Annotated in this window: 12 protein-coding genes; 4 read left to right on the top strand and 8 right to left on the bottom strand. The window is 55.6% G+C overall.

The features are described 5' to 3' along the window. Positions 1-31: 31 nt before the first annotated feature. Positions 32-2,791, top strand: a complete 2,760-nt coding sequence (barA, locus tag ABFI50_RS04630; RefSeq protein WP_045134132.1) for a two-component sensor histidine kinase BarA — start codon at positions 32-34, stop codon at positions 2,789-2,791. Between the two features lie 96 nt (positions 2,792-2,887). Here barA and ABFI50_RS04635 read toward each other — a convergent pair whose 3' ends face one another. The 8 genes from ABFI50_RS04635 to syd all read right to left on the bottom strand — a co-directional run bounded on the left by ABFI50_RS04635 (position 2,888) and on the right by syd (position 11,200). Then, positions 2,888-4,027, bottom strand: coding sequence for a glycerate kinase (locus ABFI50_RS04635; RefSeq protein ID WP_014885051.1), 1,140 nt, complete (start codon positions 4,025-4,027; stop codon positions 2,888-2,890). 77 nt (positions 4,028-4,104) lie between these two features. Next, on the bottom strand, positions 4,105-5,442 hold the full coding sequence (gene gudD / locus ABFI50_RS04640) for a glucarate dehydratase (protein WP_023331201.1): 1,338 nt from the start codon (positions 5,440-5,442) through the stop codon (positions 4,105-4,107). A gap of 15 nt (positions 5,443-5,457) precedes the next feature. Beyond that, the gene (locus ABFI50_RS04645) at positions 5,458-6,798 is read right to left on the bottom strand and encodes a glucarate dehydratase family protein (protein WP_248217132.1); all 1,341 of its coding nucleotides are present in this window, start codon (positions 6,796-6,798) and stop codon (positions 5,458-5,460) included. Then, positions 6,798-8,153, bottom strand: a complete 1,356-nt coding sequence (locus tag ABFI50_RS04650) for an MFS transporter (RefSeq protein ID WP_047027308.1) — start codon at positions 8,151-8,153, stop codon at positions 6,798-6,800. Before ABFI50_RS04650 ends, ABFI50_RS04645 begins: the two co-directional genes overlap by 1 nt. Before the next feature lie 294 nt (positions 8,154-8,447). Further along, positions 8,448-8,897: a flavodoxin gene (locus ABFI50_RS04655; RefSeq protein WP_023337703.1), complete on the bottom strand. Its 450-nt coding sequence runs from the start codon at positions 8,895-8,897 to the stop codon at positions 8,448-8,450. Positions 8,898-8,920: 23 nt separating this feature from the next. Then, complete coding sequence (gene truC, locus ABFI50_RS04660) at positions 8,921-9,697, bottom strand: tRNA pseudouridine(65) synthase TruC (protein WP_023331205.1); 777 nt, start codon at positions 9,695-9,697, stop codon at positions 8,921-8,923. Further along, positions 9,694-10,023 carry a YqcC family protein gene (locus ABFI50_RS04665; protein WP_014885057.1) on the bottom strand — a complete coding sequence of 110 codons (330 nt, stop codon included), beginning with the start codon at positions 10,021-10,023 and terminating at the stop codon, positions 9,694-9,696. Before ABFI50_RS04665 ends, truC begins: the two co-directional genes overlap by 4 nt. Positions 10,024-10,654: 631 nt before the next feature. Further along, complete coding sequence (syd, locus tag ABFI50_RS04670) at positions 10,655-11,200, bottom strand: SecY-interacting protein (RefSeq protein ID WP_047343432.1); 546 nt, start codon at positions 11,198-11,200, stop codon at positions 10,655-10,657. 69 nt (positions 11,201-11,269) lie between these two features. On the opposite strand from syd, the gene queF reads away from it, so the two are divergent. From queF to ABFI50_RS04685, 3 genes are all read left to right on the top strand, one after another. Next, positions 11,270-12,112, top strand: a complete 843-nt coding sequence (gene queF, locus ABFI50_RS04675; RefSeq protein ID WP_201404986.1) for an NADPH-dependent 7-cyano-7-deazaguanine reductase QueF — start codon at positions 11,270-11,272, stop codon at positions 12,110-12,112. A gap of 115 nt (positions 12,113-12,227) precedes the next feature. Further along, positions 12,228-13,592 (top strand): nucleotide 5'-monophosphate nucleosidase PpnN, encoded by a 1,365-nt coding sequence (ppnN, locus tag ABFI50_RS04680; RefSeq protein ID WP_014885060.1) that lies wholly within the window; start codon positions 12,228-12,230, stop codon positions 13,590-13,592. 515 nt (positions 13,593-14,107) lie between these two features. Next, positions 14,108-15,403 carry an HAAAP family serine/threonine permease gene (locus tag ABFI50_RS04685; RefSeq protein ID WP_347485476.1) on the top strand — a complete coding sequence of 432 codons (1,296 nt, stop codon included), beginning with the start codon at positions 14,108-14,110 and terminating at the stop codon, positions 15,401-15,403. The last annotated feature ends 36 nt before the right edge of the window (positions 15,404-15,439 follow it).

The following is a 15,439-nucleotide window of genomic DNA, read 5'->3' on the forward strand; positions in this document are numbered from 1 at the left end:
AATTATCTTAATTGTCCCATAACGGAACGCCATGACCAACTACAGCCTGCGCGCGCGCATGATGATTTTGATCCTCGCCCCCACCGTTCTCATCGGTTTGCTGCTGAGTATCTTCTTTGTGGTGCACCGCTATAACGATTTGCAGCGACAGCTGGAGGATGCAGGCGCCAGCATCATCGAACCGCTCGCCGTCTCAAGCGAGTACGGGATGAACCTGCAAAACCGCGAATCCATTGGGCAGTTAATCAGCGTGCTTCACCGACGCCACTCGGACATCGTACGCGCCATTTCCGTTTACGACGAACATAACCGCCTGTTTGTCACCTCGAATTTTCATCTCGATCCGGCGGCCCTGAAAATCCCGGACGGTACACCTTTCCCGCGCCATCTCACCGTACTGCGGCGCGGCGATATCATGATCCTGCGCACGCCGATCGTGTCGGAAAGTTATTCCCCCGACGAGTCTGCGCAATCTGACGCCAAATCCAGCAATAACATGCTGGGATACGTGGCGCTGGAGCTGGATCTCAAATCAGTCCGGCTACAGCAGTACAAAGAGATTTTTATCTCTGGCGTGATGATGCTGTTCTGTATTGGTATTGCACTGATCTTCGGCTGGCGCCTGATGCGCGACGTAACGGGCCCCATCCGCAATATGGTCAATACTGTTGACCGCATCCGCCGGGGACAGCTCGACAGCCGCGTAGAAGGTTTTATGCTGGGCGAGCTGGATATGCTGAAAAACGGCATCAACTCGATGGCGATGTCGCTGGCGGCCTATCACGAAGAGATGCAGCATAACGTTGACCAGGCGACGTCTGACCTGCGCGAAACGCTGGAGCAGATGGAGATCCAGAACGTTGAGCTGGATCTGGCGAAAAAGCGCGCCCAGGAAGCGGCGCGGATTAAATCTGAATTCCTTGCCAATATGTCGCACGAACTGCGTACGCCGCTCAATGGGGTGATCGGCTTTACCCGCCTGACGCTGAAAAGCGAGCTTAACCCGACGCAGCGCGATCATCTGCACACCATTGAACGTTCGGCCAACAACCTGCTGGCGATCATTAACGACGTGCTGGACTTCTCCAAGCTGGAGGCGGGCAAGCTTATTCTGGAGAGCATACCGTTCCCGCTGCGCGGTACGCTCGATGAAGTGGTCACGCTGCTCGCCCACTCGTCACACGACAAAGGCCTTGAACTGACGCTTAACATCAAAAACGACGTGCCGGATAACGTCATCGGCGATCCTCTGCGCCTTCAGCAGGTCATTACCAATCTTGTTGGCAACGCCATTAAATTCACCGAAAGCGGCAACATCGACATTCTGGTAGAAAAACGCGCGCTCAGTAACAACAAGGTACAGATTGAGGTTCAGATCCGCGATACCGGGATTGGTATTCCCGAGCGCGATCAGTCGCGTCTGTTCCAGGCGTTCCGCCAGGCGGATGCCAGTATCTCCCGTCGTCATGGCGGTACCGGTCTGGGGCTGGTGATTACGCAGAGGCTGGTAAACGAGATGGGCGGCGATATCTCTTTCCACAGCCAGCCAAACCGCGGTTCAACCTTCTGGTTCCACATTAACCTGGATCTCAATCCGAACGCGTTGACCGACGGTCCGGTGACAAGCTGCCTGAACGGTAAGCGTCTGGCCTACGTCGAGCCTAACGCGGCGGCCGCGCAGTGCACGCTGGATATTTTAAGCACCACACCTCTGGAGGTAGTCTACAGCCCTACCTTTTCGGCGCTTGCCGTTGAGCACTACGACATTCTGCTGATGGGTATTCCGGTGACGTTCACCGGCGAGCTGACCATGCAGCAGGAGCGGCTGGCGAAAGCCGCGTCGATGACCGACTATCTGCTGCTGGCGCTGCCCTGCCACGCTCAGATAAACGCGGAAGAGTTGAAAAACGACGGGGCAGCCGCGTGCCTGCTTAAACCCCTCACCGCCACCCGCCTGCTGCCCGCCCTCACGGAGTATTGCCGTCTTAGCCAGCATGCCCTTCCGCTGATTAACGATGAGCAAAAACTGCCGATGAGCGTGATGGCAGTTGATGACAACCCGGCAAACCTGAAGCTCATTGGCGTGTTGCTGGAAGATCAGGTTCAGCATGTGGAGCTGTGCACCAGCGGCACGCAGGCCGTTGAACAAGCCAAACAGATGCAGTTCGATTTAATTCTGATGGATATTCAGATGCCGGGCATGGATGGCATTCGGGCCTGTGAGTTGATCCACCAGCTGCCACATCAGCAGCAAACACCGGTGATTGCGGTCACCGCGCATGCGATGGCCGGTCAGAAAGAGAAGTTACTGAGCGCCGGGATGAATGATTATCTGGCGAAACCTATCGACGAAGAGAAGCTTCATAACCTGCTGTTACGCTATAAGCCGGGACATATTGGCGGAAGCTACACGGTTTCCAGCGAGCCGGTTGAGGTCACCGTCAATCAAAATGCAACCTTTGACTGGCAGCTTGCACTGCGTCAGGCGGCAGGTAAACCCGATTTAGCCCGCGAGATGCTGCAAATGCTGGTCGCGTTTCTGCCGGAGATTCGTAATAAAGTTGAAGAACAGCTTGTGGGGGAACACCCGGATGAACTGCTGGAAGCCATCCACAAGCTTCACGGCAGTTGCGGCTATAGCGGCGTACCGCGGCTTAAAAATCTCTGCCAGCTGCTGGAGCAGCAACTGCGCGCAGGTACGCCAGAATCGGAGCTGGAACCTGAGTTTCTGGAGCTGCTGGATGAAATGGATAACGTGACGCGTGAAGCGATGAAGGTATTGGGGAGCTGAGATAAAAGCCCGGTGGCGGCTTCGCCTTACCGGGCCTACGATTGCGGGTGCGGCCTGATGCCCTCACCCAACCCTCTCCCACGGGGAGCGGGAGAACTACATTCCCTGCCCCACTTTCAGCACCGCCGCGATATTTCTGGCGGTCATCTGTACATTCGCGCTGGCATTTTCCAGCGCATCTTCCAGCGAGCAGATGGTGTAAATCACGCTAAACACCGCATCAATGCCGTGATCGTGTACCACGCCAACATCCGCAGTCAGACTGCCCGCAATCCCGATAACGGGTTTGTTAAAGCGTTTCGCGACCTTCGCTACCCCCACCGGGACTTTGCCGTGGATCGTCTGGCTGTCGATGCGGCCTTCGCCGGTGATAACCAAATCTGCATCGGCCACCTGGTCGGCCAGGTGCAGCGCATCGGTTACAATCTCAATGCCCTGGCGCAACTGTGCGCCGCAAAAAGCGTACAGCGCCGCGCCCATTCCCCCCGCCGCACCACCGCCAGCAAGGTTTAGCACATCCATATCCAGATCCCGGGCAATAATCCGCGCATAATGAGCAAGCGCATTGTCCAGGGTGATGATCATCTCAGGCGTGGCCCCCTTTTGCGGGCCAAATACGGCTGACGCGCCATCCTTTCCAACCAGAGGATTGGTCACGTCGCAGGCGACCTCAATCCGGCACTCGGCCAGACGCGTGTCCAGGCCACTCAGGTCGATACGCGCGAGTTTTCCCAGCTCGCCTCCGCCCTGCCCCAGCGGCTGTTCACTGGCGTCGAGCAGCTTCGCCCCCAGCGCCTGCATCATCCCGGCCCCGCCGTCATTGGTGGCGCTGCCGCCGATACCGATGATGATATGCTTAACGCCCGCATCCAGCGCGTGACGGATAAGTTCACCTGTGCCCCATGAGGTCGTTTTCAGGGGATCGCGCTGCGAAGGCGCAACCAGTTCCAGACCGCTTGCCGCCGCCATTTCAATAAAGGCGCTCTGTTCGTCACCCGAAATCCCGTAAAATCCTTCCACCCGCTCGCCGAGGGGACCGGTCACCGGGACATGTACCCTTCGCCCCTGCGTTGCCGCGATCATCGCCTCAACGGTGCCTTCTCCCCCATCCGCGACCGGCAGTTTGACGTAAACCGCCTCGGGAAAGATCTCGCGAAAACCGCGCTCTATCGCTGTCGCAACCTCAAGCGCACTCAAACTTTCCTTATACGAGTCCGGTGCGATAACAATTTTCATAAGCCATCCTTACGCATAGTCGTTACGTTAAGCATACACCACGTAAAGAACCGCTAATGGGAGCGGTCCCAGTGCGTTTATCGTACCATGCACGGACGTTTATTGTCGAATGTCCAGTCGGGGATCAGATACTGCATCGCCATCGCGTCGTCCCGCGCGCCCAGACCGTGTTTCTGATAAAGCTCGTGCGCTTTCATCACCTGGTCCATATCGAGCTCAATGCCCAATCCCGGCGTTGAAGGCACCTGCACCATGCCACCTTTTATCTCAAACGGCGCTTTGGTCAGACGCTGATTCCCCTCCTGCCAGATCCAGTGGGTGTCGATAGCAGTAATGGTGCCCGGTGCGGCGGCGGCAACGTGGGTGAACATTGCCAGCGACACGTCGAAGTGGTTATTAGAATGCGATCCCCAGGTCAGGCCAAACTCATGGCACATCTGCGCCACGCGGACCGAGCCCTGCATCGTCCAGAAGTGCGGGTCAGCCAGCGGAATATCGACGGATTGTAATGACAGGGTATGCCCCATCTGACGCCAGTCGGTGGCAATCATATTGGTCGCGGTCGGCAGCCCCGTGGCGCGACGGAATTCCGCCATAACTTCGCGGCCCGAGAAACCTTGCTCGGCCCCGCAGGGATCCTCGGCATACGCCAGCACACCTTTGAGCTGTTTACCTATTTTGATCGCTTCATCAAGCGACCATGCACCGTTTGGATCAAGCGTCACGCGCGCCTGTGGGAAGCGTTTTGCCAGCGCGGAAATGGCCTCTGCCTCTTCTTCACCCGCCAGCACGCCGCCTTTCAGTTTGAAATCATTGAAGCCATATTTTTCGTATGCCGCTTCCGCCAGCCTCACCACCGCATCCGGGGTCATCGCCTCTTCATGGCGCAGCCGGTACCAGTCGCATGCTTCCTTCGTCTGGCTTTGGTACGGCAGCGGCGTCAGTGTGCGATTGCCGACAAAGAACAGATAGCCAAGCATTTCTACTTCTGAACGCTGCTGCCCCTCACCCAGCAGCGAGGCGACGTTAACGCCCAGGTGCTGACCCAGCAAATCCAGCATTGCGGCTTCAATCCCGGTCACCACGTGGATGGTGGTTCGCAGATCGAAGGTTTGCAGCCCCCTGCCACCCGCATCGCGGTCAGCAAAGGTGTTGCGCACGGTGTTGAGGACATTTTTGTACTCACCCAGCGTTTTGCCCACCACCAGCGGAATGGCATCCTCCAGCGTTTTACGGATCTTCTCCCCGCCCGGAATTTCACCCACACCGGTATGGCCGGCATTGTCTTTGATAATGACAATATTGCGGGTAAAGAACGGTGCATGTGCCCCGCTCAGGTTCATCAGCATGCTGTCATGACCCGCGACCGGAATGATTTGCATGGAAGTGACGACAGGGGTCGTAAAAGTACTCATCGTGTAATCCTTTTATCAGTGACGTCCAAAAACAGGGCGCTTACGGTCAAATGTCCAGCCGGGAATAAGGTATTGCATCGGGCCTGCGTCATTACGCGCACCGCCCGGTAGCTTTTTATACGCCTCATGGGCTTTGTGGACACGATCCCAGTCAAGTTCCACGCCCAGGCCCGGCGAATCGGGAACGTCAATCTTGCCATTTTTTATTTCCAGCGGATTTTTCGTCAGGCGCGCTTCGCCTTCCTGCCAAATCCAGTGGGTGTCGATAGCGGTCGGGTTTCCCGGTGCCGCGGCGCCAACGTGGGTGAACATCGCCAGCGAAATGTCGAAGTGATTGTTGGAGTGGCAGCCCCAGGTCAGTCCCCAGTCATCGCACAGCTGCGCCACACGCACCGCGCCGGAGAGCGTCCAGAAGTGCGGGTCCGCCAGCGGAATATCGACGGCGTTCAGCATCACCGCATGACCCATTTCGCGCCAGTTAGTGGCAATCATATTGGTGGCGACCGGTAAGCCGGTGGCACGGCGGAATTCGGCCATGACTTCACGGCCAGAGAAGCCCTGCTCCGCGCCACACGGGTCTTCTGCGTAGGTCAGCACGTCTCCCAGATCTTTGCACAGGCTGATGGCTTCCTCCAGCAGCCAGGCGCCGTTAGGGTCAACGGTGATACGCGCCTCCGGGAAACGTTTTTTCAACGCCCGGGCGGTTTCAATCTCCTGCTCACCGGGCAGCACGCCACCCTTGAGCTTGAAATCTGTGAAGCCGTAGCGATCCTGAGCCGCCTCGGCCAGGCGGACCACCGCGTCGCGGGTAAGGGCTTGCTGGTGGCGCAGCTGATACCAGTCGTGGTTACCCGGTGATTGCGCCAGATAGGGGAGATCGGTTTTCGTGCGATCGCCCACGTAGAACAGATAGCCAAGCACGGTGACGGCATCACGCTGTTTGCCCGGCCCCAGCAGCTCGCAGACCGGGACATTCAGCGCCTTACCCAGTAAATCAAGCAGGGCGGCCTCCAGCGCGGCCACCGCGTTGACGCGCAGCTCAAACGTCCAGGCTCCTTTACCGAAGGTATCAAAATCTGCCGACTGATTGCCCTTATGCACCCGTTGAACCACCTTGTTCAGGCGGGCAACCTCCTGGCCCACCACCTGCGGAATTGCATCGACCAGGGTCTGGTAGATCACCTCCCCACCAGGTGCCTCACCCACGCCAGTATTTCCTGCGCTATCAGTCAACACCACGATATTGCGGGTAAACCACGCATTGTGCGCGCCGCCAATATTGAGCAGCATGCTGTCCTGCCCGGCCACGGGAATAACGTTCATTTCAGTCACGATGGGGCTTGATTGCGTTGTCATCAGCCACGCTCCACTACGGGTTTGAGTTCAATACGTTTGATATCCCCCACCAGCACCAGGTAACTCAGGACTGCCACCAGCGCATGCACGCCGACGTAGATCAGTGCACCGTTGAATGACCCCGTCGTACCAACGATGTAGCCAATCGCGATTGGCGTAACAATGCCGGAAATGTTGCCGAACATGTTGAAAAGACCGCCGCTCAGGCCGCTGATCTCTTTTGGCGCGGTATCCGCCATCACCGCCCAGCCCAGCGCGCCAATGCCTTTGCCGAAGAAGGCCATCGCCATAAAGCCGATAACCATCCACTCGGCGCTGACGTAGTTGCAGAACACCATGGTCATGGAGAGCAGCATGCCGAGCACAATCGGCGTTTTACGCGCGATGTTCAGCGATCCGGTGCGGCGCATCAGCCAGTCGGATATCACCCCGCCGAGCACGCCACCGATAAAGCCGCAGATCGCCGGAATCGAAGCAACAAATCCCGCTTTCAGGATCGACATACCCCGCGCCTGCACCAGATACACCGGGAACCAGGTGATGAAGAAGTAGGTTAGCGCGTTGATACAGTACTGGCCCAGATAGATGCCGATCATCATCCGCGTACCGACAAGCTGTTTGATCTGCGCCCATTTCTGGCTGAACGGGACTTTTGCTTTCCCGGACTTCTGATCCATATTGATCAGCGCACCACCTTCCGCAATGTACTCCAGCTCTTTCTTGTTTACGCCAGGATGCTGATTCGGTTCGTGGATCACTTTCAGCCAGACGAAGCTAATGATGATCCCTAGCCCGCCCATAAAGAAGAAGACGTGCGACCAGCCCACTTCGTGCGTCAGCCAGCCCATAATGGGTGCGAAGATCACCGTGGCGAAATATTGGGCAGAGTTAAAAATCGCCACCGCCGTTCCCCTCTCCTGCGCCGGGAACCAGGCCGCGACAATACGGCTGTTCCCCGGGAAGGAAGGCGCTTCTGCCAGACCTACCAGGAAGCGCAGCGTAAAGAGCGCGACGATAATGCCAAAACCGTTGAAAACATCGACGAAGCCCTGCAAAAGGGTAAATGCAGACCAGATAAAGATGGACCAGAAATAGACACGTTTAGAGCCAAAACGGTCCAGAAGCCAGCCGCCTGGAATTTGCCCGATGACGTAGGCCCATGAGAATGCGGAGAAAACGTAACCCATGCCCACCGGATCAAGGCCGATATCTTTTGCCATTTCAGAGCCGGCAATCGACAGCGTGGCGCGGTCACCATAGTTAAAGGATGTGACGATAAACAGCATCACCACTATCCAGTAGCGGGCATTCGTGCGCTTCTCAGCGCTGCTCGCTGCGTGGCTTAATGTACTCATTGTTGCACTCCTGAAACATAGCTTTCGCCTGGTTCATTCTGTACAGCACCGGTAGGGTAATCAGAATGAGATGTGTTTTGTCGTTTTGGTACGGCCTGAAGCCGTTTTATAAGTGACCGGAAAAGTATATGAAGGAGTGACACGTTCTCTCACCGTGCAAAAACACAGTATTAAAGGGTGTGCGAGCGGTTGTTTATGGCATAAGCCCAGGCAAGTGGAAGGTGGTTCACGGAATTGAGGTTTGGTGCGGGGTGTATTGCCGGGTGGCGGCTTCGCCTGACCCGGCCTGGAAAACTATTTCAGGAGCGTAGCCCACTGCTCGACCCACGGGTTCGATTCGCTTTCCGGTTCAGGATGCTCACCGGCATCAATCAGCAGCATCTCGCCGACGCGCTGGGCGCTCTGTTCCTGCAGGAGCGCATCAAACTGCTTGCCGCCGCCGCAGAAGTTTGCGTAAGAGCTATCGCCCAGGGCAATGATGCCGTAGTGAACGTCCGGCTGATAGCCAAGCTGGTCTTTAATGCCCTGGAAAAGTGGCACAATGCTGTCCGGCAGATCGCCCTGCCCGGTAGTGGACGTCACCACCAGAATGTATTTATCTTTGTACTTTTCCCAGTCTGCCAGTTCCGGGTCTTCATAGACCGTGGCTTTATGGCCCTGGCTTGCCAGAATCGCCTCAGCCTCTTCCGCTACCAGCAGTGAGTTGCCGTACATAGTGCCGACAAAAATGCCTACTTCAGCCATGATATTTTTCCCTATGAATGCGTTTACTGTTCATCCTGAACGTTGCCAGATACAAACTCAACCCTTTCATTTTCGGGGAGTTGCCCCAGCCAGCCAAACTGTGACAGCGCCTGCATCCAGACATCGTCCAGCCCTGCACGGATATTCAGCGGTTCGCCGGTAAACGGGTGGGTCAGGCTAAGCTCGCTGGCGTGTAACATCAGTCGGTTACAGCCAAAATGCTCGGCCGCGCTGCGATTCTGGCGCAGATCGCCGTGCTTGCTGTCGCCAATAATCGGGTGGCGCAGGTGCGCAAGATGGCGTCGCAGCTGGTGTTTACGCCCGGTTTTGGGCAAAAGCTCAACCAGGCTGTAGCGCGTAGTGGGGAATTTGCTGGTTGCCACCGGCATTTCCGTGGTCGCCATGCCGCGATAATCCGTCACGGCAGGCTGCGGGCCTTTGTCATCGCGGGCAAATTTATCGGCGATTTTATCCAGCTCCTCTACCAGCGGATAGTCGAGCGTGGCGGCGTCCGTCAGCCAGCCGCGCACGATCGCGTGGTAGCGTTTCTGGATCTGGTGCTGTTCGAACTGCTGAGACAGCAGACGTCCCGCCTCGCTGGAAAGCCCCATCAGCAGCACGCCGGAGGTCGGTCTGTCGAGACGATGGGCGGTAAAAACATGCTGACCAATCTGGTCGCGTACGGTCTGCATCACGACCACTTTCTCGTCGCGATCCAGCCAGCTGCGGTGCACCAGCCAGCCAGACGGTTTATTCACCGCCACCAGCCACTCGTCCTGATAGAGGATCTCAAGCGTCATGCATCTTCACCGGCAAACAGGGCATCCAGTTTTTCCAGCTCAACCAGCATGACCGCGCGCGCAGGGTGCGTCGCCTCAAGGGCCATTTCATAATAGGGAGAGACCGCAAACGCCTGCGGCAGCGGATGACCGCCTTCCAGCAGCGCGTGCATGCGCGGAATTAACACCCACTGGAGCCACTCGAACGGGGCCAGGGTATCCAGACAAAATGGCTGGGTGCTGGCGAACGCTTCCGGCTGCGGCGCGGTCTCTTGCCACAGCTGATGTTGGCGCAAAAGGGCTTCGATGGCGTGCAACTGAGCACGAATGCTATCGTGTTGCGTCATGGTAACCTCAACTGAAAAAGTGAACGGCGCGCAGCATAGCATTGCGGGAGGCAGAAATAAAAAAAGGGAGCACTGTAAAAACAGTGCTCCCGGTTCGTTCCGCAGCATTCCAGCTACAATTCGTGCTCCCTGCTCATCCGTGACAACTTTTCCTGATGCCCGAAGGGCTGGTCATCCGTCTACCTTTCGCATCCTGCACACATCTTCCTGACGTGCTTGTTTCATCCTGAAACGTCCTGGCCTTCCTGACCCACCGACCGTCCTGTTCGGCTCTCGTTCTCCTTCCTGGAGGTGTCCCTTACGCGTCCTGCGTTATCCCTTTGCTTCATCCTGAAGCCTTCCTGCAGCGTCATCCTGACGTGTCCTGAGTAAGAAACGCCATCATCCTGATGTTCGTTTCTCGTGTCGGCGTCCTGTCGACAGAGATAGAATCCGCTATTCCGCTTCGTCTTACAACCCACCAGGGGAGCGTTGTAAGACGTAAGAAAGCCCTATAAAAGCTGCGATAAACAGCTAATCCATTGAAAAACAGCGTGATATTAATCTTAATTAAATGAGGTAATACTGAATGTTCCAGCGATCTCTCACAAACCTTGTAAGAGATCTCTCACACGCGCTGTAGCATTATGGATTACAGAAGAGGCTCAAGTCGGGTAAGGAAATCCGCAAGTGAAGGGGCGAGGGTCTCGCGATTGCGGGTGCCGATGGTCTCTTTAATCACTTCGCCAGACAGGTTACAGACGGAAATCACATCCAGGTCACTGTCGAGCGTAGCAATAAAGAGCGTCGGAGAAAGCTTAAGGCGTTTTTGCGTGACCAGATGACCAATCAGGTTTTCCTGAACACGCTGCAGATCGTCTTCGCTCCAGGTCTGCAACAGCGTCAGCGTCAAATCACCCAAGCGAGCGGGCATATCCCCTGCAAATTGCGTGACGTAAAACGCGTGAACCGCTGGTTGTACCACAATGTCCATAGCCCGTTCAACCGCATTTACATTTTGCCCGGCGGTACTCGGCTTCGGCTGCCAGATAACATAATCATCCTGAGAAGAGATAATGCACGGTGACGGTACGCCATATAATTCAGCACTTTGCGGCCACGTTCCATGCTTTTCATGCCACGCATCGCAATAGCGGGTCGTGAAGGTAGTAAGGGCATTTGCAGTTTCGATGTCCACCGATTTCTCTCTTCTTGTAAGACAGGATAAACTCAGCCCATAAGTGTACCTGTAAAGTGGCTATGAAACATGTCTTACGAAAATCATCAGGCGTTAACCGGCTTAACGCTGGGTAAATCGACCGATTACCGCGATACCTACGATGCAAGCCTGCTGCAGGGTGTGCCGCGCAGCCTGAACCGCGATCCTCTGGGATTGCACGCGGACGCGCTGCCGTTCGTGGGCGGCGATATCTGGACGCTGTATGAAATCTCCTGGCTCAACGCGCGCGGCCTGCCGCAGGTGGCGGTCGGACACGTTGAGCTGGATTACGCCAGCCAGAATCTGGTGGAATCCAAGAGCTTTAAGCTCTATCTCAACAGTTTCAACCAGACCAAATTTAATCACTTGGATGAGGTTCAGCAGACGCTGGAACGCGATTTAACCGCCTGTGCTCAGGGTCAGGTCAGCGTTTCGCTGTACCGCCTGCACGAACTGGAGGGGCAGCCGATCGCCCACTTCAACGGAACCTGCATCGACGATCAGGATATCGAGGTGGAGAATTATGAATTCAGCGCCGATTACCTCGAAAACGCGGCGAGCGGCAAGGTGGTAGAAGAGACGCTGGTCAGCCATCTGCTGAAGTCCAACTGTCTGATTACCCACCAGCCGGACTGGGGTTCGGTACAGATCCAGTATCGCGGCCCGAAAATCGATCGCGAAAAGCTGCTGCGCTATCTGGTGTCGTTCCGCCATCACAACGAATTCCACGAGCAGTGCGTGGAGCGTATTTTTAGTGATATCCAGCGTTTCTGCCAGCCAGAGAAGTTGAGCGTTTACGCGCGCTATACCCGACGTGGTGGGCTGGACATTAACCCGTGGCGCACCAACACGGATTTTGTGCCAGCGACGGGTCGCCTGGTACGTCAATAATATAAATTTTTTCACAATATGCGGGCGGTATTCCGCCCGAAGTGTTGTGAAACCTCACACGCCAGGGCTATTGTAATCAAAGGGAATGACGATAATCGTCCCATAAGGAGCTCACTTGATTACACATATTAGCCCGCTTGGCTCAATGGATATGTTGTCGCAGCTGGAAGTGGACATGCTTAAACGCACGGCCAGCAGCGATTTGTATCAATTGTTTCGTAACTGTTCACTTGCCGTACTGAACTCCGGAAGCCTGACAGATAACAGTAAAGAACTGCTGTCCCGCTTCGAAAGCTTTGATATCAACGTGCTGCGCCGCGAGCGCGGCGTGAAACTGGAAGTGATCAACCCGCCAGAAGAGGCCTTTGTTGACGGGCGTATCATTCGTTCCCTTCAGGCCAACCTGTTTGCCGTACTGCGTGACATCCTGTTTGTTAACGGGCAGATCCACAACGCAGGCCGTTTCCAGCATCTCGATCTGGAAAGCTCGGTCCATATTACCAACCTGGTATTCTCTATTCTGCGCAACGCACGTGCCCTGCACGTTGGCGAAGCCCCGAACATGGTGGTCTGCTGGGGCGGTCACTCGATTAACGAAACCGAATATCTCTATGCCCGCCGGGTAGGAACGCAGCTTGGCCTGCGTGAGCTAAATATCTGTACCGGCTGTGGTCCAGGGGCAATGGAAGCGCCAATGAAAGGTGCCGCGGTGGGTCATGCGCAGCAGCGTTACAAAGAGGGTCGGTTTATCGGCATGACCGAGCCGTCAATCATTGCCGCTGAGCCGCCTAACCCACTGGTGAACGAGCTGATTATCATGCCGGATATCGAGAAACGCCTGGAGGCGTTTGTCCGTATCGCGCACGGTATTATCATCTTCCCGGGCGGCGTGGGCACGGCGGAAGAGCTGCTCTATCTGCTGGGTATTCTGATGAACCCGGCCAACAAAGATCAGGTTCTGCCGCTGATCCTGACCGGGCCAAAAGAGAGCGCAGACTACTTCCGCGTGCTGGACGAGTTTATCGTGCATACGCTGGGAGAAACCGCGCGTCGTCACTACCGCATCATCATCGATGACGCGGCGGAAGTGGCGCGTCAGATGAAAAAAGCGATGCCGCTGGTGAAAGAGAATCGTCGTGATACCGGCGATGCTTACAGCTTCAACTGGTCAATTCGTATTGCGCCCGATCTACAGATCCCGTTTGAGCCTACCCATGAAAATATGGCGAACCTCAAACTCTACCCGGACCAGCCGGTGGAAGTGCTGGCTGCCGATCTGCGTCGCGCCTTCTCCGGGATTGTCGCGGGGAACGTGAAAGAGATGGGCATTCGCGCGATTGAGCAGTATGGTCCTTACAAGATCCACGGTGACCGGGAGATGATGCGTCGCATGGATGACATGCTTCAGGGCTTTGTGGCCCAACACCGTATGAAGTTGCCGGGCTCAGCCTATATTCCGTGCTACGAAATCTGCACGTAACGGTTGGTCTGTTGTCGTTAAAGCCGGGACGCCCTGTTGTGCGTCCCGGCTTTTTTATTACCGAATCAATTCATAGATATCACTTATGTCTTTAACAAACTCGCCGCAAACGCAAACGATTACCTCGCATTAGCAACCGCAAATTATCAGCCTTAATCTAAATTACCCGCCAGAAAATCCTAAAAAGCCATTTCTTTACAGCAAAAGACACCTATCTCGCAGGCCGCCCTTTTAGCTTACATGTCGTTGGTGATAGCCTGCGCGCGCGTAAATTCTCTTTGATGTTTTTTTAACAGATAAATGGTCTAAAGATGCCCACTTCATAAGTGGATTATTGCATTTGGGATCAGGATCACTGATAGATTCATAACGAGAATGTATCTTTCCGCCCGCCAATAGTTACGGGCGAAAATTATTAAAAAAACCGTCACTGAACGAATTTCATATTACCGTCAGGCACTTTTTCATCGGATTTGACTAGAAACCTGACAATTTGCTTCCTCCAGGAGATATAGATGGAAACCACTCAAACCAGCACCGTTGCTTCGATTGAATCCCGAAGTGGTTGGCGCAAAACGGATACCATGTGGATGCTTGGCCTTTACGGTACAGCAATCGGCGCTGGTGTACTGTTTCTTCCTATCAACGCAGGCGTCGGCGGTCTGGTTCCGCTGATCATCATGGCCATCATCGCCTTCCCGATGACCTACTTTGCACACCGCGGTCTGACCCGCTTCGTGCTGTCCGGTAAAAACCCGGGCGAAGACATCACCGAAGTTGTTGAAGAACACTTCGGCGTGGGTGCAGGTAAACTGATTACCCTGCTCTACTTCTTCGCGATTTACCCCATCCTGCTGGTTTACAGCGTGGCCATCACCAACACCGTTGAAAGCTTCATGTTGCACCAGCTGCACATGACGCCACCACCGCGTGCCATCCTGTCTCTGATCCTGATTGTCGGCATGATGACCATCGTGCGCTTCGGTGAGCAGATGATTGTGAAAGCCATGAGCGTGCTGGTATTCCCGTTTGTCGCTGCACTGATGCTGCTGGCCTGCTACCTGATCCCACAGTGGAACGGTGCCGCACTGGAAACGCTGTCCCTGAGCAGCGCGTCTGCAACCGGTAACGGCCTGCTGATGACCCTGTGGCTGGCAATCCCGGTCATGGTCTTCTCCTTCAACCACTCCCCGATCATCTCCTCTTTCGCGGTGGCGAAACGTGAAGAGTACGGTAATGGCGCTGAGAAGAAGTGCTCCAGCATCCTGGCTCGCGCTCACATCATGATGGTGCTGACCGTGATGTTCTTCGTCTTCAGCTGCGTACTGAGCCTCTCCCCGGCAGACCTGGCGGCAGCGAAAGATCAGAACATCTCTATTCTGTCTTACCTGGCGAACCACTTTAACGCACCGCTGATTGCGTGGATGGCACCGATCATCGCGATGATCGCCATCACCAAATCCTTCCTGGGCCACTACCTGGGCGCACGCGAAGGCTTCAACGGTATGGTGATTAAATCTCTGCGCGGTAAAGGCAAAAGCATTGAAATCAGCAAGCTGAATAAAATCACTGCGCTGTTCATGCTGCTCACCACCTGGGCGGTAGCGACCCTGAACCCAAGCATCCTGGGTATGATTGAAACGCTGGGTGGTCCGGTCATCGCGATGATTCTGTTCCTGATGCCGATGTATGCGATTCAGAAAGTGCCAGCCATGCGTAAGTACAGCGGCCATGTGAGTAATGTCTTCGTGGTTATCATGGGTCTTATCGCTATCTCTGCGATCTTCTACTCCCTGTACACCATGTTCTGATTGTCACCCGCGCCGTCTTCGGACGGCGCACTCCTC

The organism is Enterobacter sp. HNDS-6 (genome assembly GCF_039850505.1).
GTDB lineage: Bacteria > Pseudomonadota > Gammaproteobacteria > Enterobacterales > Enterobacteriaceae > Enterobacter > Enterobacter kobei.